Annotated in this window: 20 protein-coding genes; 10 read left to right on the plus strand and 10 right to left on the minus strand. The window is 72.7% G+C overall.

Translation table 11 applies throughout. The annotated features are described in order from the left end of the window. Positions 1 to 14 precede the first annotated feature (14 nt). The 7 genes from QOM21_RS30305 (at position 15) to QOM21_RS30335 (ending at position 6352) form a co-directional block, all read left to right on the plus strand. Positions 15 to 1361, plus strand: a complete 1347-nt coding sequence (locus QOM21_RS30305; RefSeq protein WP_407554190.1) for a bifunctional 3,4-dihydroxy-2-butanone-4-phosphate synthase/GTP cyclohydrolase II — start codon at positions 15 to 17, stop codon at positions 1359 to 1361. A gap of 108 nt (positions 1362 to 1469) precedes the next feature. Continuing rightward, positions 1470 to 1955 carry a 6,7-dimethyl-8-ribityllumazine synthase gene (gene ribH, locus QOM21_RS30310; RefSeq protein ID WP_393894168.1) on the plus strand — a complete coding sequence of 162 codons (486 nt, stop codon included), beginning with the start codon at positions 1470 to 1472 and terminating at the stop codon, positions 1953 to 1955. Between the two features lie 35 nt (positions 1956 to 1990). Continuing rightward, on the plus strand, positions 1991 to 2263 hold the full coding sequence (locus QOM21_RS30315) for a phosphoribosyl-ATP diphosphatase (RefSeq protein WP_086720687.1): 273 nt from the start codon (positions 1991 to 1993) through the stop codon (positions 2261 to 2263). A 50-nt stretch (positions 2264 to 2313) separates the two neighbouring features. Then, positions 2314 to 3162, plus strand: coding sequence for an ATP phosphoribosyltransferase (hisG, locus tag QOM21_RS30320; RefSeq protein WP_393894167.1), 849 nt, complete (start codon positions 2314 to 2316; stop codon positions 3160 to 3162). 43 nt (positions 3163 to 3205) lie between these two features. Beyond that, the gene (locus QOM21_RS30325) at positions 3206 to 3664 is read left to right on the plus strand and encodes a PH domain-containing protein (RefSeq protein WP_407554191.1); all 459 of its coding nucleotides are present in this window, start codon (positions 3206 to 3208) and stop codon (positions 3662 to 3664) included. Positions 3665 to 3839: 175 nt separating this feature from the next. Then, complete coding sequence (locus tag QOM21_RS30330; RefSeq protein ID WP_407554192.1) at positions 3840 to 5225, plus strand: hemolysin family protein; 1386 nt, start codon at positions 3840 to 3842, stop codon at positions 5223 to 5225. Beyond that, positions 5222 to 6352: a hemolysin family protein gene (locus QOM21_RS30335; RefSeq protein ID WP_407554193.1), complete on the plus strand. Its 1131-nt coding sequence runs from the start codon at positions 5222 to 5224 to the stop codon at positions 6350 to 6352. The genes QOM21_RS30330 and QOM21_RS30335 overlap by 4 nt, the downstream gene beginning before the upstream one ends. Positions 6353 to 6385: 33 nt before the next feature. Here QOM21_RS30335 and QOM21_RS30340 read toward each other — a convergent pair whose 3' ends face one another. Both QOM21_RS30340 and QOM21_RS30345 read right to left on the minus strand, forming a co-directional pair. Next, the gene (locus QOM21_RS30340) at positions 6386 to 8296 is read right to left on the minus strand and encodes an AAA family ATPase (protein WP_407554194.1); all 1911 of its coding nucleotides are present in this window, start codon (positions 8294 to 8296) and stop codon (positions 6386 to 6388) included. Positions 8297 to 8772: 476 nt separating this feature from the next. Beyond that, positions 8773 to 9357, minus strand: coding sequence for a uridine kinase (locus QOM21_RS30345; protein WP_407554195.1), 585 nt, complete (start codon positions 9355 to 9357; stop codon positions 8773 to 8775). Positions 9358 to 9534: 177 nt separating this feature from the next. Here QOM21_RS30345 and QOM21_RS30350 point away from each other — a divergent pair, with 177 nt between their 5' ends. Both QOM21_RS30350 and QOM21_RS30355 read left to right on the plus strand, forming a co-directional pair. Then, entirely contained in the window at positions 9535 to 10944 is a 1410-nt protein-coding gene (locus tag QOM21_RS30350; protein ID WP_407554196.1) for a peptidase C39 family protein, read from the plus strand. 320 nt (positions 10945 to 11264) lie between these two features. Further along, positions 11265 to 11624, plus strand: coding sequence for a VOC family protein (locus QOM21_RS30355; RefSeq protein ID WP_407554197.1), 360 nt, complete (start codon positions 11265 to 11267; stop codon positions 11622 to 11624). A 117-nt stretch (positions 11625 to 11741) separates the two neighbouring features. Here QOM21_RS30355 and QOM21_RS30360 read toward each other — a convergent pair whose 3' ends face one another. After that, positions 11742 to 12341 carry an MBL fold metallo-hydrolase gene (locus QOM21_RS30360; RefSeq protein ID WP_407554198.1) on the minus strand — a complete coding sequence of 200 codons (600 nt, stop codon included), beginning with the start codon at positions 12339 to 12341 and terminating at the stop codon, positions 11742 to 11744. Positions 12342 to 12493: 152 nt separating this feature from the next. Continuing rightward, the gene (locus QOM21_RS30365; RefSeq protein ID WP_407554199.1) at positions 12494 to 13126 is read right to left on the minus strand and encodes a TetR/AcrR family transcriptional regulator; all 633 of its coding nucleotides are present in this window, start codon (positions 13124 to 13126) and stop codon (positions 12494 to 12496) included. A gap of 172 nt (positions 13127 to 13298) precedes the next feature. Between QOM21_RS30365 and QOM21_RS30370 the strand changes: the two genes are divergently transcribed. Next, entirely contained in the window at positions 13299 to 14912 is a 1614-nt protein-coding gene (locus QOM21_RS30370) for an APC family permease (protein WP_407554200.1), read from the plus strand. 171 nt (positions 14913 to 15083) lie between these two features. Here QOM21_RS30370 and QOM21_RS30375 read toward each other — a convergent pair whose 3' ends face one another. The 6 genes from QOM21_RS30375 to QOM21_RS30400 all read right to left on the minus strand — a co-directional run bounded on the left by QOM21_RS30375 (position 15084) and on the right by QOM21_RS30400 (position 22888). Next, positions 15084 to 15761: an SDR family oxidoreductase gene (locus QOM21_RS30375; RefSeq protein WP_407554201.1), complete on the minus strand. Its 678-nt coding sequence runs from the start codon at positions 15759 to 15761 to the stop codon at positions 15084 to 15086. Between the two features lie 37 nt (positions 15762 to 15798). Then, positions 15799 to 17895, minus strand: coding sequence for an acetate--CoA ligase family protein (locus QOM21_RS30380; RefSeq protein WP_407554202.1), 2097 nt, complete (start codon positions 17893 to 17895; stop codon positions 15799 to 15801). Then, positions 17883 to 19070 carry a Glu/Leu/Phe/Val dehydrogenase dimerization domain-containing protein gene (locus tag QOM21_RS30385; RefSeq protein WP_407554203.1) on the minus strand — a complete coding sequence of 396 codons (1188 nt, stop codon included), beginning with the start codon at positions 19068 to 19070 and terminating at the stop codon, positions 17883 to 17885. The genes QOM21_RS30380 and QOM21_RS30385 overlap by 13 nt, the downstream gene beginning before the upstream one ends. Beyond that, positions 19067 to 20770, minus strand: a complete 1704-nt coding sequence (locus QOM21_RS30390; RefSeq protein WP_407554204.1) for a thiamine pyrophosphate-binding protein — start codon at positions 20768 to 20770, stop codon at positions 19067 to 19069. Before QOM21_RS30390 ends, QOM21_RS30385 begins: the two co-directional genes overlap by 4 nt. Next, entirely contained in the window at positions 20770 to 21927 is a 1158-nt protein-coding gene (locus QOM21_RS30395; protein ID WP_407554205.1) for an acyl-CoA dehydrogenase family protein, read from the minus strand. Before QOM21_RS30395 ends, QOM21_RS30390 begins: the two co-directional genes overlap by 1 nt. A 262-nt stretch (positions 21928 to 22189) precedes the next feature. Next, positions 22190 to 22888, minus strand: coding sequence for an HAD family hydrolase (locus QOM21_RS30400; RefSeq protein WP_407554206.1), 699 nt, complete (start codon positions 22886 to 22888; stop codon positions 22190 to 22192). Positions 22889 to 22942 lie beyond the last annotated feature (54 nt).

Below are 22942 nucleotides of genomic sequence, written 5' to 3' on the forward strand. Positions count from 1 at the left end.
GAGGGGGCACAGGCATGAGCGCACTGCAGAGCTGGTACGACCCGGAGGCCTTCGACGGTTCCGAGGCGGCCGAGTTGGCGCTCGACCCGGTCGAGCGGGCCATCGCCGACATCGCCGCGGGCCGACCCGTGGTCGTGGTGGACGACGAGAACCGCGAGAACGAGGGCGACCTCGTCCTCGCCGCCGAGAAGGCCACCCCCGAGATCGTCGCCTTCATGATGAGCGAGTGCCGCGGTCTGATCTGCGCCCCCATGGAGGGCCCGGAGCTGGACAGGCTGGAACTCCCGCAGATGGTCGAGCACAACACCGAGTCGATGCGGACCGCCTTCACCGTCTCCGTCGACGCCACCGCCGCACACGGCGTCACCACCGGCATCTCCGCCGCCGACCGCGCCGCCACCCTGCGGCTGCTCGCCTCCGGCGAATCCGTCGCCGGGGACTTCGTGCGGCCCGGCCACATCTTCCCGCTGCGGGCCCGGCCCGGCGGCGTACTGGTCCGCGACGGCCACACCGAGGCGGGCGTCGACCTGGCCCGGCTCGCCGGACTGCGCCCGGCCGCCGCGATCGTGGAGATCGCCGGCGAGGACGGCACGATGCTGCGGCTGCCCGAGCTGGTGCCGTTCGCCCGCAAGCACGGGCTGGCGATCATCTCCATCGAGGACCTGATCGCCTACCGCCGGATGTCGGTGCCCACGGTCCGCCGCGAGGCACAGACCCGGCTGCCCACCGCACACGGCGAGTACACCGCCTACGGCTACCGCTCCACCGTCGACGGCGTCGAACACATCGCGCTGGTCGCCGGCGAGATCGGCGACGGCGAGGACGTCCTGGTCCGGGTCCACTCCGAGTGCCTGACCGGCGACATCTTCCATTCGCAGCGCTGCGACTGCGGACCGCAGCTGGAGGCCTCGCTGGAGCGCATCAGCGAGGTCGGCCGCGGCGTGGTGATCTACCTGCGCGGCCACGAAGGACGCGGCATCGGGCTGCTGTCCAAGCTGCGCGCCTACGAGCTCCAGGAGCGCGGCCGGGACACCCTCGACGCCAACCTGGAACTGGGACTGCCCGCCGACTCCCGCGACTACGCCGCGGGCGCGCAGATGCTCCAGGACCTCGGTGTGCGCTCGCTGCGCCTGATGACCAACAACCCCGAGAAGACGGCCGCCATGGTGCGGTACGGCCTCGACGTCACCGGCCGCGAGCCGATGCCCGCCAAGGTCGGCGAGCACAACCTCCGCTACCTGCGCACCAAGCGGGACCGGATGGGGCACGACCTGCCCTGGCTGCCCGGTGCGGGCACCGGCTCCACCGGAGCGGCTGACGCCGGGCCCCCGACTGCCGCGTCCACCTGCGGCAACCAGTAGCCCGCTGCCCGCCCGCGGGCAGCGCAACAGCAGCACCACAGCAAGAACGCACCGCAACAGCAGCAGACCGTCAGCACCACCAGCACCATCACCCGTACGAGGAGAATCGTGAGCGGCAAGGGCGCACCCGAACTGACCGTGAAGAACTGTGGCGACCTGCGGGTGGCCGTCATCGCGGCGCAATGGCACCAGCAGGTCATGGACGGCCTCGTGGACGGCGCGCTGCGCGCCCTGACCGAACTCGGCATCGACGAGCCGACCCTGCTGCGGGTGCCCGGCGCCTTCGAGCTGCCGGTCGTCGCCAAGGTGCTGGCCGGCCGCGGCTACGACGCGGTCGTCGCCCTCGGCGTGGTCATCAAGGGCGGCACCCCGCACTTCGACTACGTCTGCCAGGGCGTCACCCAGGGCCTGACCCAGGTCTCGGTGGACACCGGCGTACCGGTCGGCTTCGGCGTACTGACCTGCGACACCGAGGAGCAGGCGCTGGACCGCGCCGGCATCGAGGGGTCGTCCGAGGACAAGGGCCACGAAGCGGTCACCGCCGCGGTCGCCACCGCGGCCACCCTCCGTTCGGTCTCCGAACCCTGGCGCTGAGAGGGACGGGGCGACCGCGTAGGGTAGGCAGCACCATGTCCAAGAAGACGTTCGAGGAGCTCTTCTCCGAGCTCCAGCAGAAGGCCGCCACCGGCGACCCCGCCACCTCCCGCACCGCAGAACTGGTGCAGGCCGGTGTCCATACCATCGGCAAGAAGGTCGTCGAAGAGGCGGCCGAAGTGTGGATGGCCGCGGAGTACGAATCCGACGAGGCCGCCGCCGAGGAGATCTCGCAGCTCCTCTACCACCTTCAGGTGATGATGGTCGCCAAGGGAATCTCCCTCGACGACGTCTACGCCCACCTGTGATCAACGCCCCGTTCTCCCCAACACCCCCTCGCACGAAGGAATCCGCTCTCATGCTGCGCATCGCTGTCCCCAACAAGGGTTCACTGTCCGAGCCTGCGTCGGCGATGCTCCATGAGGCCGGCTACCGCCAGCGCAAGGACCGCAGGGAACTGGTCCTGGTCGACGCGGACAACGAGGTCGAGTTCTTCTTCCTGCGCCCGCGGGACATCGCGGTGTACGTCGGCTCCGGCAAGCTCGACATCGGCATCACCGGCCGTGACCTGCTGCTGGACTCCGGCTCGCAGGCGGAGGAGATCCTCCAGCTCGGCTTCGCCGGATCGACGTTCCGCTACGCCACCCGCCCGGGCACGGCGAAGGACGTCACGGAGTTCGGCGGCATGACGATCGCCACCTCCTTCTCCGGTCTGGTCACCCAGCACCTCGCCGACAACGGCGTGGACGCCTCCGTCGTCCACCTCGACGGCGCCGTCGAGACCGCCATCCAGCTCGGCGTCGCCGAGATCATCGCGGACGTCGTGGAGACCGGCACCACCCTGCGCAACGCCGGCCTGGAGATCATCGGCGAGCCGATCCTGAAGTCGGAGGCGGTCGTCATCCGCCGCACCGGCGCCCCGGACGACGACCCGAAGGTCCGCCAGTTCCTGCGCCGTATGCAGGGCGTCCTGGTGGCCCGGCGCTACGTGATGATGGACTACGACATCCGCGTGGAGCACGTCGAGAAGGCCGTCGCCCTCACCCCGGGCCTGGAGTCGCCGACCGTCTCCCCGCTGCACCACGAAGGCTGGGTCGCGGTCCGCTCGATGGTCCCCTCCAAGGACGCCCAGCGCATCATGGACGAGCTGTACGACCTCGGCGCCCGCGCGATCCTGACCACCGGCATCCACGCCTGCCGGCTCTGATCCGCCGACCCGGTACGCCCCGCCCACGACGGAAGACCACGACGTGTCCGCGCCTGACGCCTTGCCCAGCCTCCCGGTGACCTTCCGGCCGACCCGCACCCGGGTCGTCCTGTATGCCGTCGGCATCGCCCAGCTCGCCGCCCTCGCGGCGATCGCGGTGCTGCTGCCGAAGCTGAGCGGCGGCGAGCGGACCAGCTTCGTGCTCACCGGTGTGCTGGTCCTGGCCGTCCTCCTGCTGCTCGGCCGCCCCAAGGTGGTCGCGCGCCAGGAGGGCGTCACGGTCGTCAACCTCACCACCAAGCGGGAGCTGGCCTGGCCCCAGATCCTGCGCGTCAATCTCCGCGTCGGCGACCCCTGGGTCCATCTGGACCTCGCCGACGGCACCAGCCTGCCGGCGATGGGCATCCAGCCCGGTATCGCCAAGGACCAGGCCATCCGTGACGCCCGTGCGCTGCGCGGACTCACCGAGACGCACGGCAGCGGCCGCCACACGGCGCCCTGACCCTGCCCCAATCCGGGCCCTGCTGATTACTCTGTTCCCCGGGGTGCGCTCCGCGCCCCGCCCTTCAGAGGGCCGAACTGCGACCCGAGGAGTGACTCCCTCCGGCAATGGACGGATCGTCCTGTAGTACCTGCGCCGCCCCTTCCAGACCCCCCAGTACCACGGAGGCGGCGGCATGACCGGCCCTCTGCTGCTGCTCGCAGCGGCACTCGTCCTCATCCTGGCCAACGGGTTCTTCGTGGCCGCGGAATTCGGACTCGTCACCGTCGAGAAGGCGGACGCCGAGCGAGCCGCGGCCGACGGCGACCGCCGGGCCCGCACCGTCGTCTCCGCTCTGCGTGAACTCTCCTTCCAGCTGTCCGGCACCCAACTCGGCATCACCATCACCTCCCTGGTGGTCGGCATGCTCGCGGAGCCGGCGCTGGCCCAGCTGCTGGCCGGCCCGCTGCTGGCGATCGGCCTGCCCAAGGGCGCCGTCCCGGGCACGGCGGTGGTCATCGGCATGCTGCTGGCCTCCGCCGTCCAGATGGTCGTCGGCGAGCTGGTGCCCAAGAACTGGGCGGTGTCCAGGCCGCTTCAGGTCGCGCGCTTCGTCGCCGGCCCGCAGAACGCCTTCTCGCGCTTCTTCCGCCCGGTGATCACACTGCTGAACACCACCGCGAACCGCCTCGTCCGCTCCCTCGGCGTGGAGCCGACCGACGAGCTGGCATCCGCCAGGACGCCGGGCGAGCTGGTCTCACTGGCCCGCCACTCCGCGCAGGCCGGCGCCATCGAGCAGGACACCGCGGACCTCTTCGTGCGCACCCTCTCGCTGGGCGACCTGACCGCGGAGAACGTCATGACGCCGCGGGTGCGGGTGAGCGCCCTGCAGGCGTCCGCCACCGCGGAGGACGTCGTGAACCTCACCCGCGCCACCGGCCTCTCCCGCTTCCCCGTCTACCGCACCCGGCTCGACGAGGTCGTCGGCATGGTGCACCTCAAGGACGCCCTGGCGGTTCCGGCCCACGAGCGGCTCCGCACCCCCGCGAGCCGGATCGCGGTGCCGCCGCTGCTGGTGCCCGAGACACTGCCCGTACAGCCGCTGCTGGAGCGGCTGCGCAGCGAGCAGCCGATCGCGGTGGTCGTCGACGAGTACGGCGGCACCGCCGGCGTGGTCACGCTGGAGGACATCATCGAGGAGCTCGTGGGCGAGGTACGCGACGAGCACGACCGGGTGGACCTGCCCGAGCTGGGGCAGGCCCCGGCCGAGGAGGGCCGCGCCGCGTGGGACGCCGACGGCGGCTGCCGGGTGGACACGCTGCGCAAGATCGGCCTGGCGGCACCCGACGGGCCGTACGAGACGGTGGCAGGACTGGTGGCACACATACTCGGCCGGATCCCGGCCCCCGGCGACATCGCCGAACTCGACGGCTGGCGGCTGCGGGTGCGACTGGTGTCCCACCACCGCGCCGAGCGGATAAGGATCGTACGGACGGCGCCCCTCGCCTCCGCCACCGCGGCGCCCGCCGCACCCGAAGCCTCCCGCGAGCGGGTCCCGGCCGGCGCGGAGGTCGCTCGATGAGCCTGGTCCAACTTCTTTTCGCGCTGCTGCTCGTGCTCGCCAACGGTTTCTTCGTCGGCGCGGAGTTCGCCCTCGTCTCGGTACGCCGCAGCCAGATCGAGCCGCTGGCCACGGAGGGCTCCAAGCGGGCCCGGCAGGTCCTGCACGGTCTGGAGAACCTCCCGCAGATGATGGCCGCCGCGCAGTTCGGCATCACCGTCTGCTCCCTGACGCTCGGCGCGGTGGCCGAGCCGACCGTCGCCCATCTCCTGGAGCCGGTCTTCCACGCCGCGCATCTGCCCGAGCCGCTGGTGCACCCGCTCGGCTACGTCATCGCCCTGGCGCTGGTGGTCTTCCTGCACCTCGTCATCGGCGAGATGGTGCCGAAGAACATGGCGATGGCGGCGCCCGAGAAGACCGCCCTGTGGTTCAGCCCCGGCCTGGTCGCCTTCGCGCGGCTGTGCCGCCCGGTGACCGCCCTGCTCGGCGCCTGTTCCCGCGGTGTGCTGCGGCTCTTCGGCGTCGAGCCGAAGGACGAGGTGGAGGCGGTCTTCACCAGCGAGCAGCTGACCCATCTCGTCGAGGACTCAGGTCAGGCGGGGCTGCTCGGCCCCGCCGAGCAGGAGCGGCTCTCCGACGCCCTGGAGCTGGGCAGCCGACCCGTCACGGACGTGCTGCTCGACCCGGCGGGCCTGGTCACCGTCGACGCGACCGTCACGCCCCGCCAGGTGGAGGAGCTGACGGTCAAGACCGGCTACTCCCGCTTCCCGGTGTGCGCGTCCGGCGGTGCGTACATGGGCTATCTCCACGTCAAGGATGTTCTGGACCTGGAGGAGCGGGACCGTGCGGTCCCGCAGCGGATCTGGCACCCGATGGCGACCCTGCGCGCCGAGCTGCCGCTGGACGACGCCCTGACGGCGATGCGCCGGGCCGCCTCCCATCTGGCTGCGGTCGCCGACGCGACCGGCCGGGTGCTGGGCCTGGTCGCGCTGGAGGACGTGCTGGAGATGCTGGTGGGCGAGGTCCGTGACCCCGCGCACCGCGACGGTCCGGGCGCCCGGCCGGCGCGGCGGAGCGCGGCCGAGCGCATCGCCGAGCCGCGCGCGGAGACGCCGCTGCCGGCGGACGAGCGGGCGCTGGCCGGCTGACGGGGTGTGCGCCGGAGTGCCCGGCGCACACCGCTACAGGTCCAGGCCCCTGGGCGGCGTCTGGGGGTCGGGGCCGCGGCCGGAGAGCACCTCGCCGTACGCCTGCATGAGGTCCGGCAGACGGAGAGTGGCGAGGTCGTCGCGGCCCGGGGTGCCACGCCAGGTGGACAGCCGCAGGTCGCGGTAGGCGCAGCTCTTCTCGTAGAGGGTGCGCAGGAAGCGGCCGTTGCCCAGCTCGTCGATCCAGCCCTGCTCGACGACATGGCCGCTGATGCTGGCCAGCTCGTCGATGGCTTCCTCGTCCCAGCGGTCGCCGTTCTCCGCGGCCAGCACCTCACCGATCGCGGTCAGTTCCGCGGGGCGGTAGCTGGGGAAGTCCACACGGCTGGTGAAGCGGGAGGAGAGCCCGGGGTTGACGGCAAGCAGCCGGTCCATGCCCTCCGGATAGCCGGCCAGGATGACGACCAGCCGGTCGCGGTTGTCCTCCGCGCGCTTGAGCAGCACCTGCAGTGCCTCGTCGCCGTACGCGTCGCCCTTGCTGTAGCCGGAGTTGGACAGGCTGTACGCCTCGTCGACGAACAGCACCCCACCGAGCGCCGAGTCGATCAGCTCATTGGCCTTGACCGCGGTCTGGCCGAGGAACTCCCCGACCAGATCGGAGCGTTGGGCCTCCACGAGGTGGTCACCGCCGAGCAGGCCGAGGGCGTAGAAGACGCGGCCGAGTATCCGGGCGACGGTCGTCTTGCCGGTGCCCGAGGGCCCGGAGAAGACGAAGTGCCGCTTGGGCGGCTGCACCGGCAGCCCCTGGCTCGCCCGCAGCCGCGCCATCCGCAACTGCGCCGACAACGCCCGCACTTGGCGCTTGACCGGCTCCATGCCGACCATCCGCTCCAGCTCACCCAGGGCCTTTTCCAGCAGTACGGGGTCGGCCGGCCCCGCGGGCAGCCGCTCGGCGCCGCGCGGCCCCGGTGGGGTGGCCTTGACCCGGGCGGCGGTGTCGCTCCCGGACGGCGGGCCACCGAGGTCGGCGAGGTCGCCGTCCGGCGCGTCGGCGTCGCCGGTCGCCAGCAGCTCGCGGCCGTCCACCGGGTCGAGCGGCGAGAGGGGGTCGAGGTCGCCGCCCGCTTCCTGGCCGAGGCCGGAGGCGGAGACCGTCGCCAGGTCGGAGCCCTCGTCCAGGCCGTCCGCCTCGGCGATGGCGGCCAGCCGCGCCGCGGTGTCCATGAAGGCAGGGTCGACGCGGTGCACCGCGCGGTAGAGGGGCAGGGCCGCGGCGCTGCGGCCGGTGCCCTCGTGGGCGCGGGCGAGCCAGTAGCGCAGCTCCTTGCGCTGCGGCTGCTCGCTGCGGCAGCGCATCAGCGCGGCGGACAGCAGCGGCTCGGCCTGGCCGTACATCTCCAGCCGCACCCTGGCCATCCCCCCGAACAGCCCGGCCTCGATGCCCAGGACCGGGTCGTCGAGCAGCGGCTCGGTGTGCCGTACGAGCTGGTCCCAGTCCTTGACGAGGTAGGCGCGGCAGGCGTGCAGGAAGCGGACCTGCGGATCGGTGTCCACCGGCGGGCAGCCGGCCAGCGCCTGGTCGAGTTCGGCGACATGCCGTCCGTCCAGCCAGTGGGAGGCGTGTGCCAGCAGCAGATCGCGGCCGGATTCCAGCACCGGCTGGACCCACCAGCCCAGCCAGTACCAGGAGTTGAGGGTGCGGCGATGACGGGCGCGCTGCTCACCGAAGCGGTCGCGGTGCCGGTGCATGCGCAGCAGCGCGGTGGAGGTGTCGGCGCGCAGCGCGTGCAGGCCGAGCCAGGCGTCGGCCATGGTGGGGTCGAGGCGCACCGCGGCCCGGAACTCCTCCTCGGCCTGCGGATAGGCGCCGACGGTGTAGGCGTCGACCGCGCGCAGCCAGGCGAGTTCGGCCGGGGCGGGCGAACCTTGCGTGCCGAAATCCATCCCGTCCCCCCACAAAACGTCCCCCCGTGGTGTGCCGCCGGGCCAGTGCCGGGCCGCAGCCCCCGAACCGGCGTGCGGCGGGCGGAAGTTGCTCCTCCACAACGCACATCGGTCCGCGCCCTTGGTGGCACAGACACGCATCGTACCTGCGGGAGAGGGTGGTGCCGTAGAGGGCGGCACGGCGCAGAGGGATACAGGATTCGCAGCTCGGCGGCGCGAAGATTGCGGTGACCGAGGGTGAGGGATTGGCGGGGAACGACACCGCCGAAGGAGGTTTTCGCACAGTACGAAGCCCCCGATCACGGGGGAACAACCGGGGGCTTCGCGCCTGCGGGCGGTCCGTAGAACCGCACATTGAGAACGTAAGTCCTGTACGCCCCACAGGTCAAGCCGAGTTGGGGCACTCGGCGGGACCCTGTCGGCGTCGCCCCGCGCCCCGGCCGCCGTCCGCTACGGAGGGTGAGAAGCGGGGTGGGTCAGAGCGCGCCTGACGGTCCCACATGTATCTCGTACCCCGTCTGTCCCTGCCGCACCAGGAGATCGGCATACGGACGCGAGGGATCGGCCGCGAAGTGCCCGCGCTCCGCCGGAATCCAGCCATTCCAGAAGGCGGCGAGCGCCGGACCGTCCCGCAGTTGACCCCTTTCCCAGGAATGCTCGGGCGCCAGTTCCATCCACAGCAGGCACGCCAGGTGCGGGCGCAGCGTGCGGCGGCCGGTGCCGACCCCCTCGACCACGACGACGGGGGCGGGCGGGAGCTCTCGCTGCTCGGTGAACTCCCGGCGGACCCAGTCGTAGATCCCGTAGCGGGCGTGTTCCCCCCGGGACAGCGGCTCCAGCACCTGTTCCCGGAACCGGTCACCCCAGGCGAACAGCTCCTCATGGGTGGCGAGGTCGTCGGTGTGCAGCACCGGCGCACCGCCGAGCGCGTCGGCCAGCAGCCCGGCGAAGGTGCTCTTGCCCGAGCCCGCGTGACCGTCCACCGCGACCAGCCGCACCGGCCCGCAGGAGGGCGGCAGGGCACGCAGCCGGGCGGCGAGCGAGGTCAGATCACGGTCCATCGCGTCAGCGTACGCCAATGGTCCACACCAATATTCGTTGCGCGACGCGCACCGAACCGCCTTCCGCAGGCCGCGCGGAACGGTGATAGTTGAGCCACTGCCGATCTGCCCTGCCCGTCCGCTGCCCGGCCCGACTCCTCGTACCGGCTCGCCCGAATCCGACTGGGGGATCTCACCATGACCAGCTCAGCGCCCCGGCGTACCCTCCTGGCCGCCGCGCTCGCCGCCGCGGCCGGCGTCGCCACCCCCTTGGCACACGCGGCCGGTGGGCCGCGCAAGGCCGCCCCGACCGCCGCCCGGCCCGAGCCCGTGGGCGCCCCGGAAGCCGCCGCGCGCCGATCGAAGAGGCTTGTGGACTATCACGCCTGGACCACCGCCGCCGACTGGAACCGAGGCAAGGACGACGGCACCGGCGTCGCGCACGGCGCCCGCCCCGGCATCCGGATCGAGCGCCCCGCCGGCGCCGTCGACTACCGCGACCCGCACACCGGCAAGAGCGCGACCTGGGAATACGCGACGTGGACCGGCCCGGTGTACACCCTCAAGGTGCCGGCCACCGAGCTCGTCGCCTCCTGGAACGCCCACACCCCCGCCGGCACCTGGATCGCCATCGAGCTGCGCGGCACCTACAGCGGCGGCGGCCGCACCCCCTGGTACGTCATGGGCCGCTGGACGGCGGGTGACGGGGACGGCGACATCAAGCGGACCTCCGTCGACGACCAGAAGGACGGCAAGAGCAGCGTCTACACCGACACCTTCGCCATCGACGATCCGGCGAACGGCCTGCGCCTGGCCGCGTACCAGCTGCGCCTCACGCTCCACCGCAAGCCCGGCGCGACGCGCACCCCCGTCGTCTGGCGGGTGGGCGCCATGGGCTCGGACGTCCCCGACCGCTTCGAGGTGCCTGCCTCCACACCAGGCCCCGCCGCCGGCCGGGAGCTGTCCGTGCCGCGCTATTCGCAGGAGATCCACAAGGGCCAGTACCCGGAGTACGACAACGGGGGAGAGGCGTGGTGCAGCCCCACCTCCTCCCAGATGATCATCGAGTACTGGGGACGCAAGCCCAGTGCCAAGGATCTGGCCTGGGTCAACCCCGACTACGCCGACCCGCAGGTCTGCCACGCGGCCCGCCACACCTTCGACAGCCAGTACGAGGGCTGCGGCAACTGGCCCTTCAACGCCGCCTACGCCGCCACCTACAAGGACATGCAGGCCGTCATCACCCGCCTCGGCTCCCTCACGGACGCCGAGCGGCTCGTCCACGCGGGCATCCCGGTCATAACGTCACAGTCCTTCCTGAAGACCGAACTGGACGGCGCGGGCTACGGCACGGCGGGCCACCTGATGACCGTCATCGGCTTCACGAAGGACGGCGACGTCATCGCCAACGACCCGGCGTCCCCCGACAACGCCTCGGTCCGGCACGTCTACAAGCGGCGTCAGTTCGAGAACATCTGGCTCCGGACGAAGAGGAAGAACGCCGAGGGCAAGGTCGTCAGCGGCACGGGCGGCGTCTGCTACCTCTACTTCCCGGCACGGCCCACCGCTGTACAGCGGCGGGTGCTGGGGGAGCTGGGGATCCGCTGAGCGGGTGCACCCCTGAGGCCGCTGCGACGGCCTGACGGCGGCGCTCGCCGCCGTCGAGGTGGGGTGGCCGTATTCGGTCCACCGCGGTCTTGATCGAGCTGTGTGCCCATCCCCGGGAGGCCCCATGGATGGGCACACAGCAGGGGGCCCGGCAGAAGGCCACTGTCCGCATTCACAGTGGTGCGGCGCCGCGCGTGCCACCGATGACTCGGTGCCTCCGCGCGTCACCGGCACGGATGCTCCGGCCTGGTGGCAGGGTGAGCAGTGCGTGCGTCTGGTTGCGCGCCACGGGGCAAGCGTGCCGCTATCGAGGAGTCACGATGCACGTCACCGGCATCACAGCGGACCTGCGCGTCCCGGACATCGCCGCCGCCCGCGACTTCTACACCGGCTACCTCGGTCTGAGCGTCGCGGGCTTCGATCTGGGCTGGGTTGCCCAATTCCGGTCACCCGATGGACGTGCACAGGTGCAGCTCCTGACGCGCGATGCCACCGCGCCCCGGGATCCGGTGGTCTCGGTCAAGGTCGGTGCGGCTGTCGACGAGGCGTACGCCGAGGCGCAACGCCGCGGATACGAGATCGTGCACCCGCTCACCGAAGAACCATGGGGCCTGCGGCGGTTCTTCGTCCGCGCACCCGACGGCAACATCCTGAACATCGTCAGCCACCGGGACGACTGAGCGCGGGGCGCCGTCGTCCCGCTGTCGACGCTGATTCCGCGGGTCCTTCGGGGCGGGCCGACTTCCCGGCGTCATTGGCCGGAGACGCGAGCTTGCTGGAGGCCGGGGCCCGCGCCCTCACAGCGATTCGCCGGGTGCGAGATAGCGGTAGCCGTGACGGGTCTCTTCGGTGAGCCAGCCGTTGACGCTGCTGAGGCCGCGCTCGTTGATCTGGGCGTCGTGAATCGCGAACGCCCGCCGCGGGTCGACCGCCTTGACGAAGTCGATCGCCTCCGACGTCTTCATCCACGATCCCTGCACCGGCACCAGGAGCGTCTCGACCGGCTGCTCGGGCACGTGCAGCGAGTCCCCCGGGTGGTAGATCGCGTCGTCGACGACGTAGCCGAGGTTCGCGCAGTCCGGTTGGCCGCCGTAGATGACCGCGTGGCGACCGCCGACCGCCCGTACGCGGAAGCCGGCCGCGGTGAACTCCGCACCGGGGGAAACGCCGTTGACCTCCAGCGCCGCGGGGATATCCGCCTCCCTGGGAGCGTGGACCGGCACGCCGAGGCCGGCCAGGCGGAGGACATCGATGTGATCGGTGTGTTCGTGCGTCACCAGCACGGCGTCGGCTCCCGTCAGGGCGGCGGGCTCGCTCCACGTCCCGGGATCGATGACCAGTACCCGGCCCTCGTGTTCCAGCCGTACGCACGCGTGGGTGTACTTCGTGATGCGCATGACATCGCAACGTACCGCGTCCCAGAAGGGTGCCCTGCCGGGCGGGCATGGGGTCGGCAAGGCACCGGCCATGGCCTGATGGTGGTCCTCGGCGCCGTGGTGCCGGTCCACGCCGCCCCGTCGTGGACCCGGCTCCGGGGACGGCTCCAGGTCTAGTCGCCGGATGGACCGGTGGAGTCGGGGCGCTCGGTCGGGGGGAGGTGCAGTTCGTGGGTGAGGGCGTCCTCGACCCATGCCTGCATCGTGCGGCGGGGCAGTGCGCCCGCGTAGGTGATCGTCTGTACGGCGAAGCCGTCGAGCAGGGCGGTCAGCCGCCAGGCCGCGCCCTCCGCGTCGGTGCACGTGAACTCGCCGGCGGCCGCGCCCTCCGCGATGACCTCGGCGAGCGCCGCCTTCCACCGCCGGTCGAGATCCTGGGCGACGTCGCGCAGGACCGGCTCGCGCAGTGCGGCCGCCCAGCCCTCGATCCACAGCTTCCAGCCCTTGGCCTGTCCGGTGGGGGAGTACCAGCGCAGCGCGGCGCGCAGGCGGCGCAGGGCGCTGCCGCGCCGGCCGAGGAGGGACTTGAGGTGGGCCAGGTCGGCCTCGGCGGCGTAGCGGAAGGCCGCCGCGACGAGCTTCTCCTTCGTCGCGAAGTGGTAGAGCACCAGCGCGTTGCTCACTTCGAGTTCGGCGGCTACGTCGGCCACCCGCAGCGCCGCGACGCCGCGCTGCTCGATCTGCCGCACGGCGGCACGCAGCAGTTCCTCGCGCCGCTCTTCCACGCTCAACCGTACCCTCGCCACTCCGTCACCCTACTCAGTGGCCGGAGCCCGGCGTCCGCCGTCGTTCCCGAAACATCGTGACGACCCCTTGACCGGCCTGTGCGGCGGCCCCCACAGTCTGCTCTTACTGACTGTGCGTTCAGTCAGTTTTGTTGGTCGCCGCTGAACGCCACGCCCGTAGGAGGCCGTGCCCGTGACCCCATCCTCGTCCCCGCCGGAAGGCAACGCCCCTGATCTGTCCGCCGGTTGGCGCGAGCAGCGCTCCCGCCTCCGCAAGGACCTGCGCCGGCTCGATGTCTTCTTCTTCCTGGTCTGCACCCTCGTCGGCCTGGACACCATCGGTTCGGTGGCCGCCGCCGGGCCGCAGGGGCTGACCTGGATGGCCGTGCTGGCCGTCGTCTTCTTCCTGCCGTACGGCCTGCTCGTCGCCGAGCTCGGCTCGTCCTTCCCCGTGCAGGGCGGGCCCTATGTCTGGACTCGGCTCGCCTTCGGGCGGCTGACCGCCGGTGTCAACCAGGTCCTCTACTGGCTCTCCAACCCGGTCTGGCTGGGCGGCAGTCTGTGCATCATCGCGCTGACCACCTGGGAGCAGTTCTTCACGCCGCTGCCGGGGCTGTGGAAGTACGTCGCCGGGCTGGTGTTCATCTGGGCCGGTGCGCTCGCGGTCGTCCAGTCCGTGCGGATCGGCAAGTGGGTGCCCATCGCCGGTGCCGTGGCCCGGATCGTGCTCCTCGGCTTCTTCCTGGTCTCGGTGATCCTCTACGCCGTCCGGCACGGCGTGCACCCGCTGCCTCCGGCCGAGTTCGCCCCCACGTACGTCGGGTTCGTGGCCCTCGTCCCCGTCCTGATCTTCAACTACGTGGGCTTCGAGCTGCCCAGCACCGCCGCCGAGGAGATGACCAACCCCAAGCGCGACATCCCGCTGTCGATCCTCCGCTCCGGGACGGCCTCGCTGGTGCTCTACGGCGGTCCGATCCTGGGCATCCTGTTCGTCCTGCCCGGTGAGCGGATCGGCAGTCTCGGCGGCTTCATCGACGCCTGCAAGGCGGTGTTCACCGTCTACGGCGGGCACATCTCGGCCGACGGCGCCGTCACCCTGACCGGTTTCGGAGCGGTCCTGGGCAGCATCGCGGCGGCCGGGATGATCGTCGGCGTCCTCACCAGCGGCGTCACCTGGGCCATGGGAGCCCACCGGGCACAGGCGGTCGCCTGCGCCGACGGCGCGGGGCCCGCCTGGCTGGGCCGGTTCTCCGAGCGCCACGGCACTCCGGTACGGGTCAATCTGCTGTCGGCGGTGCTCGCCTCCGTTCTGCTGGTCGTGGCGCTGAACCTGACCGACGGAGACGGGGAGAAGTACTTCGCGGCGGGCCTCGGTCTGACCATCAGCACCACCTTCATCTCCTACGTCATCACCTTCCCGAGTCTGCTCGTGCTGCGCCGCAAGTACCCGGACGCGCCCCGCCCGTACCGCGTGCCGGGGGGCCGTGCCGGAGCCTGGTTGGTCACCGCCCTCGCGACCGGGCTGGTCGCCTTCACCGTCGTGGTGCTGATCTGGCCCGGCTTCGGGGTCGGCTGGTTCGGTACGGAGGGCTCGTCGGCGGCCTCCCTCCCCGAGAGTTTCGCGGGGGAGCGGCTGCAGTACACCCTCAGTCAGGTCCTGCCGCTGCTCCTGTTCATCGGGGTGGGACTGTTGTTCGCCGTACTGGGGGCGCCGGCCCGCCGCCGTGGCCGGGCCGCGGAGGCCGCCGCCCGCGCCGAGCGGGGTGAGGGTACAGGGGAGCCGGCCGCGTTGCCGGTGGAGCCGTAGCGGCGGGTGCGGGGACCGGGCAGGGGGCCGGGGCGGTGGAGCGCCTCCGGCTTCCTGTCATGGTCGGTAGGGCGCCCCGGGGACGACGTTCAGGCGACCCCTCCGCACGTGAAAGCCCCGCGGCCCGCGCCCGGTTCGACGGGTGCGGGCCGCGGCGGCCGACGGGGGCGGCTACGCGCCCGGGGTGGTGGCCCGCCCGTAGACCTGCTTTCCGAGCCACTGCCCGCCGTCGACGGTGAGGCACTCGCCGGTCACGTACGCCGCGCGGTCGCCGAGCAGGAAGAGTGCGGTACCGGCGATCTCCTGCGGGGTGGCGAAGCGACCCGCGGGAACGCCGGAGAGGACCGCCGCACGGACCTCCTGCGTCGCCCACAGTGCCGCCCCCGCGCCTCGGTCTCCGTGGGGGCCCGGGGCGACGCAGTTCAACCGGATGCCGCGCGGGGCGAGTTCGACGGCGAGGGTGCGGGTCATGGCCGGCACGCCGGCCTTGGCGGCGGCGGAGTGCACCGCGCCGGGGTGGCCGTGCCAGGCGTAGGCCGCGATCACCGAAAGGATCGCGCCGGGCGTGCCCTGCTCGCGGAGCTGCCGGGCGACCGCGCGGGTGCAGAGGAAAGAGCCGGTGAGCACGATGTCGACGACGGCGCGCCAGCCGTTGGGGCTGAGGTCGATGCCGGGCGTGACGAAGTTCCCGGCCGCGTTGTTGACCAGGCCGTCCAGGGCGCCGAAGTGGTCCACGGCGCGGGCCACGAGTACGTCGACGGCTTCGGGGTCGCGTAGGTCGGGCGGTACGGCCAGCCCCTCGGCGCCCGGCGCGACGGCGCGGCCGATGCCGCTGCTGCCGCCGGTCACGACTTAGGTGCGGCCCGGGAACTCCTGGGTGGCGGGTTCATGGTCGATCGCCTTTCGAGCGGTGCGCCGCCGGAACGGCGTGGGCGTCCAGCGCCAGCACGCCACCGGGATGGCAGAGCAGGGGATTGATCTCGATCTCCGACAACTCGCCGTGTTCGCAGGCAAGTTGGCCCAGAGCGACCAGTGCGTGTGCCGCGGCGTCCAGATCGACCGGCGGCGCACCCCGCCAGCCGGCCAGCAGGGGCGCGCCCCGCAGCGACCGCAACAGGTCGCGAGCGCGGTCAACGGTCAGCGGGGCGAGCGCGAGCACGGTGTCGGCGAGCAGTTCGGCGGTCACCCCGCCCATTCCGGCCATCAGTACGGGACCGAATGCCGGGTCCCGGCGCACGCCCGCGATGAGCTCGACCGCGTGCGGCGGTGCGGCCATCGCCTCGACGGAATAGGCCGAGGCGCCGGTCACGGCCGCCATCCGGGCGTACGCCGCACACAGCGCTGCCTCGTCGCGCAGGTGCAGAGCAACGCCGCCTGCCTCGGTCTTGTGGGCCGGCCCCATGGCCTTGAGGGCCACGGGATAGCCGATCCGGCGGGCGGCGCGCACCGCCTCGTCGGCGCCGTGCACGAACGCCGCCTCCGGGAAGTCCACGCCGTACGAGCGGAGCAAGGCGCGCGTCACCGGGTACGAACCGTCGGTGACGGGCCTCGCGAGGCGGCGAGGGCCCGTGTCCGTCGGCGGCGGCAGCGCGGAACTCCGCTGCCACAGCGCGGCGTTGGCGAGGGCGGCGGCGGCCTGCTCTATCCGTTCGTAGACCGGTATGCCGTGGTCGCGCAGGACGGAGAGGGCGGCGGTGTCCCGCGCCATCGAATGCACCAGCAGCGGCCGGCCGTGTGCCGTCACCAGCGCCGCCAGCTCACGCGCGGCCTCGCACTCCCGCTGCTCCTGGGCGGCGTTGGCCGTCGCGTAGTCCCCGAAATAGCCCGTCAGCACGGCGGCATCGGCCTCGCCGCTCGCGAGCAGGGCCCCGCTGACGCGAGCGTAGTTGCCGAGGTCGGCCTCGCCCGCACCGGCGAGGTCGACGGGATTGCCGGCCGGGGCACCGGGCGGCAGGTGGGCCGCGACGGCCGTCGCGGCGTCCGGTGAGAGCCGCGGCACGTCGAGACCGTGCGCCGCCAGCGTGTCCGCCGCCAACGCGCCCTGGCCGCCGCTGTCCCCCGCGACGGCCACCCGTCGCCCCCGGGGCAGCGCGGGGGCGAGCAGGGCGACGGCCGTGTCGACCAGCTCGCCCGCGCTGTTCAGCAGCAGTGCGCCCGCATCCCGGCAGACGGCCGCGACGGTGGCGTGCGCGCTGACCAGGGCGCCGGTGTGGGAGGCGGCGGCCCGCCCGGCGGCCTCGCTGCGGCCGGCCGACAGCAGCAGCACGGGCTTGCCCGCCGCCCGCGCCGCCGCCAGGGTCCCGGCCATGCGGCGCCCGTCCCGGAAGTCCTCCACGTACGCGGCGATCACCCGGGTGGGCGGGTGCGGGATCAGTGCTTCGAGGGCGTCGGCGGCGTCGAAGTCCGCCTGGTTGCCGAGCGAGACGAAGCGGGAGACGCCCTGCCCGGCACGGGCGAGCAGCCGCGCCGCCTCCAACGCGAGGTTGCCGCTCTGGGAAACCATGCCGACGTTCCCCCGGGGGAAGTCGCCCCAGGTGAGCCGGAGTTCGCTGTCGGTGTCGACCACGCCCATGCAGTTGGGGCCGAGCAGCCGCGCCCCGTGCGCGGTGACCAGCGCGGCCAGTTCCCGGTCCTCGGCCGCCGTCCCGGGGCCCGACGTGATGACGGTGAACCAGCGGGCGCCGGCGGCCACCCCGTCCGCGACCACCTGCCGGACGCCGGACCGCGGCACAGCCACGACGATGTGCTCGGGCGCGCCCGGCAGCGCCGAGAGAGCGGGCAGGAAAGGCACGCCCCGCAGGCTTCCGCCGCGCCGGTTGACGAGGTGGACGGCGCGGCGATGGCGTCCCGACAGGGCGCCGACCGCGAGCCGGTAACCCCATTTCTCCGGGTTGTCGGACGCCCCGACGACGGCGACGCCGCGTGGATCGAACAGTGGCTCCCAGGCCGTGGCGTCGGGTGGGGCGCCGGTCACCTGTGGCATCCGTAGCGCTCGGTGATCTCGGGGAGCCGGTCGGCGACCAGCGCGTGCGCGGCGGCGCGCGGCGTGCTGCCGTCGGCCGCGGCACGGGCCAGCATCCGGTCGATCAGCCGCCGCATCGACGTGCGGATATGGGCGAACGCCTCCTCCGGATCGGCGCCGATGTCCCCGAAGAGGGTCCACCACCACCACGCGTTGGTGCCGGAGTTGACGACGACGTCCGGCAGTACGGTGATGCCGCGGGCCGCCAGCAGCGCCTCGGCCTCCGGCACGACCGGCATGTTGGCCGCCTCCACGATCCAACGCGCCGTGATCCGCTCCTGGTTGGCCGCGTGCACGCAGTAGGAGACGGCGGCGGGGACGAGGACGTCGGCGTCGGCGGCGAGCCACGCCTCGGGCGGCAGTTCCACATCGCCGGGGCGCAGGGCCGTACGGTCCATGGCGCCGAAGGCGTCGCGGCCGCGCAGCAATGCCTCGACGTCCAGACCGCGCGGATTGGCGACCGTTCCCTTCACATCGGCGACGGCGACGATCCGCAGACCTGCGCGGGCCAGGAAACGGGCGGTGGCTCCTCCCATCGTGCCCAGCCCCTGGAGCGCGACTCGCGTGCCGCGGTGCGGCGTTCCGGCCCGGTCGAGGGTGGCCAGTACCGCCTCGGCGACCCCGCAACCGCCGGCCAGCTCGTCCAGTCCGATGCCGTCCACCTCGGCGGCGAAGGCGTCGGCGAGCCGCTTGCGGGCGGCACGTTCGTCGTCGAGCAGCGGATAGACGGCCTGGATCGAGGAGACCAGCCCGGCCTCCGCCGCCGCCTTGTCCACCAGGTCCTGGGTCAGGCCCAGGTCCTCGCCGGTCGTCCAGAACTGCTCGATGTAGGGGCGCATCGCCTGGAGGTAGCGGGTCAGCACGCCGTACGCGGCGGGGTCGTGCGGATCGCAGTCGATGCCGCCCTTGGCGCCGCCGAGCGGGATGTAGCGGGCCGCCGGATCGTAGTGGAGGGCTTCCTTCATGGTCATGCCGCGGGCGAGTCCGGTGACCTCCTCCAGGGTGCAGCCCGCCCGCATCCGCAGTCCTCCGCTGGCCACACCGCGCACCAGCCGGTCGACGACGAGGTGGCCACGGTGGCCGGTGAGAGGGTCGGTCCAGGTCAGGGAGATCAACGGGGCGGTGCCTGCGCTCATGGGTGTGCTCCTCCGGTGGGGGCGGCGACCGGGGCGGGGCCGGTGCGTCGGGTGAGCTCGGTCGGTGCTGTGGACCCCGTCGGCTCGGGAACGGTGATCACGGTGGGGCCGGGCACCGTCAGCGCGGTGCGCAACGCGTCCGCCAAGGCGGCGGGCGTGTCCGCCCGGGTGCCGTGCCCGCCGTAGGCCCGGGCGAGGGCACTCAGATCGAGCGGCGGATGGTCGACGGCCACCGGGGCATCGCCTCGGGCGGCCATCTCGTCGCGGATCTCGCCGTAGCCGCCGTTGTCGAAGACCACGACGGGCAGGGGCAGGCCGAGGCCGGCCGCGGTCGCCAACTCCTGGACGGTGAACTGGAGTCCGCCGTCGCCGCTGAGCGCCACGACCGGCCGTTCGGGGGCGCCCGCCTTGACCCCGACGGCCGCGGGCAGCGCGTAGCCCAGCGTGCCGAAGCCCGTGGGGTGGAGGTAGCGGCCCGGCGGGTCGACGGGGAGGTGCGGGAGCGCGCCGTAGTAGCAGCACTGCGCGCTGTCGGAGGTCCAGACCGTGTCCGGCGGCAGAACGGACCGCATCGCCGCGAGGAAGGGCAGCCGCCTGGTGTCGCGGGGGTCGAGCGTGGCGTCGGCGGCAGACCGCAGTGCGGCAGCCGAGCCGAGGAGGGGAGCGGGCCCGCCCGGTTCCGTGGCGGGGCCGGATTCGCCGTCCGGCAGGGCGAGTTCGACGAGGAGCCCGCGCAAGCTCTCCCGCGCGTCACCGACCAGCGGGATGTCCGCGGGGTGGCCCGCGTACATCTGGGCGGGGTCGATGTCGACACGGATCAGCGCGCCGGTCAGCACGGGCAGCGCGGACCACAGGTCGGATTCGGCGAGTTCGGTGCCGACGGCCAGGACGGCGTCGGACTCTGCGAGCCATTTGTGGACCGCCGCACTGTGCAGGCGGACCCCGAGCGCGAGCGGATGCGACTCGGGGAACGAGCCCTTGCCGTTGGCGGTCGTGGCCACCGGTGCGCCGAGGCGTCCGGCCAGCTCCAGCACCTCGTCCTTCGCGCCGTGGGCGCCGCCGCCGAGCACCAGCGCCGGCCGCCGGGCCCGCTTCAGGGCCGTCGCCGCCGCCCGCAGGCTCTCGGGCCGGGGGCGCGCCGGCAGGTGCGGCGGCGCGAGGCGGGGCGGGCCTGCGGGCGCCTCGGCCGTGAGCAGGTCGAGCGGGACCTCGATGTGCACGGGCCGGGGCCGGCGGGAGCGGAAGCGGGTGAAGGCCCGGGCGACCGCCGCGTCGATCTCCTCGACCGAGGTGACGCGGTGGCTGAAGGCGGTGAGATGCCCGAACGCCTCGCTCTGGCCCGGCATCTCGTGCAGGGCGCCGGTGGCCAGACAGGGGTGACGCAGCGGCATGCCGGGGGAGACGACCAGCAGCGGCACGCTGTCGGAGTGGGCCTGGCCGACCGCCGCCGCGATGTTGAGCAGGGCGGGCCCGGTAGTGGTGATCGCGACGCCGGGGCGGCCGGTGGCGCGGGCGTAGCCGTCCGCGGCGTAACCGGCGCCCTGTTCGTGGCGGGGCGCGACGTGCCGGATGCCGTGGGCCGCGAGATGCCGGTAGATCTCCAGGTTGTGCGTGCCCGGGATGCCGAAGGCCAGGTCGGTGCCGTGCAGGGCGAGGGCGCGGACGAGGGACTCGCCCCCGGTGACGGTGTCCGCGGCCATCACAGGCCCCGGGCGATGACGAGCCGCATGATGTCGGAGGTGCCCTCCTCGATCTCCTCCAGCCGGGCGTCGCGCATCCACTGCTCGACCGGGTACTCCCGGGAGTACCCCCAGCCGCCGAGGGTCTGGACCGCCGCCCAGGTGCAGTACGCGGCTGTCTCGGAGGCCGTCAGCTTGGCCATGGCGGCCTCGGCCGTGGCGTCCAGTCCGGCGTCCAGCCGCTTGGCGGCGCGCCAGGTCATCAGCCGGGCCTGCTCCAGCCGGTTGCGCATGTCGGCGAGCCGGAAGGCGACGGCCTGGTGCTCGATGATCGGCTTGCCGAACTGTGTCCGGGTACGCGCGTAGTCGACGGCGTACTCGTAGGCGGCGCGGGCAACTCCCGTGGCGGCGGCACCGAGCACGGTGCGGGAGATGTCGAAGGTGCGCATCAGCCCGCCGAACCCCTCGCCCTCCGCGCCGAGGCGGTTCCCCGCGGGCACGAAGGCGTCCTGAAGGAAGATCTCGCGGCACACGATGGCGCGCTGGCCCATCTTGCGCATCGGCTCGCCGAAGGTGACGCCCGCGGTGTCCTTGGCCATCAGGAACGCGGACACTCCTCGCGCGCGTCGGGTGGGGTCGGTCTTGGCGAAGACGACGTAGCGATCGGCCTCACCGGCGTTGGAGATCCAGGCTTTCTGGCCGTTGAGCAGGTAGCCGCCGTCCGTCCTTGTCGCGGTGGTGGTGATGGCCGCGGCGTCCGAGCCCGCACCCGGTTCCGTGGTGGCCAGCGCCGTCATCGGGGTGTCGGCCCGGGCCAGGGGTGTGAGCCAGGTCCGTTGCTGCTCCTCGGTGCCGAGGGCGAGCACCGGGTCGGCGAAGAAGCCGTTGGAGCACAGCAGATTGCCGATGCCGAGGTCGCCGACGCACAGCTCCTCCTGGACCAGGACCTGGGTGAAGACATCCGTGAAGCCGCCGCCTCCGTACGCCTCGGGGAGCATGAAGCCGGTGATGCCGACCTCGGCGGCGGTCCGCCACAGGTCCCACGGGGTGACGGTGTCGGCCTCGTCGACGGCGCGGGCGCGCGGCCGGATCTCCTCGCGCGCGAAGGCCCTGGTGAGGTCGACGATGTCGGACTGCTCGGGGGTGAGCGGGACCAGTTCGAGGGGGAGCACGGACATGGTGCCTCCAGGAGTGGCGGGTGCGGCAGGAGCGTTGCCGAGCCGGAAGTTACTGAACCGCCAGTCAGTATCCGGAGCGGTGAAGCGGAGTGTCAACGGATGCGGTGCTGAATTCCCGTTCAGTAATGTGGGGGAGGCGTGATCCGTCGGGAACGGCGGCAAGGCGGGACGCCCGTACATCCGGTCACGTGGCCAGGCCCCGCCGCCTGCCCCGCCCGCCGACGGACCCCCGAAGCCCCCGAGGTGACAGGCCCGTCCCGCTTCAGCCCACCAGGTCGAGAACCGGCCGCAGGCCGTCGGGGCGCCGGTGCACCGGAAGGTGGTCGACCGGCAGGAACGCGCAGCCGACCTCCGTGGCGCCGCCGTCCGCCGTGCGGTCGTCACCCACCATCAGGACGTCTTCCGGGGGGAGTTGCAGAGAATCGCAGGCCAGGCTGAAGAGCCGTGGGTCCGGCTTCTGCATGCCGTGCTCGTAGGACAGGACGAAGCTGTCGACGTACCGGGCCAGGCCGTGGGCGCGCAGCACCGGCCGCAGGTCCCAGCCGATGTTGCTGAGCACGGCGGTGCGGATGCCGCGCCGGTGGAGTTCCGCCAGCACCTCGGCGGCATCCGGGTAGGGCACCCAGGCGTCCGCCGTCATGTGGCGGTCGTAGAGCGCGTCGTACAACTCGGGCCGGGGGAGGGGCACCTGGCGGGCCAGACCGGTGTACACCTCGCGATGACGGGCGGCGTCGCTGTCGCGGACCCGCCACAGGTCCGCCAGTTCGGCGGGCAGTTCCTCCGGCGCGGCTCCGCCGGGCAGGGCGCCGGCCCTCTCCAGGGCGGCGGCCAGGCGGATGATCTCGGCCTCGTCCAGGGGGATACGGGACGCGGCCGAGGACGCGCGCAGCCAGGACTCGGCGGACTCGATGCGCAGCAGGGTCCCGGAGAAGTCGAAGAGCACACCTTTGATCGTCGTCATGCCGCCATCCTGCCGCGTACCGGGTCCGCCCGCGGCGCCCTCAGTGATCCGCCC

It is taken from the genome of Streptomyces sp. Pv4-95 (genome assembly GCF_045782725.1).
GTDB lineage: Bacteria > Actinomycetota > Actinomycetes > Streptomycetales > Streptomycetaceae > Streptomyces.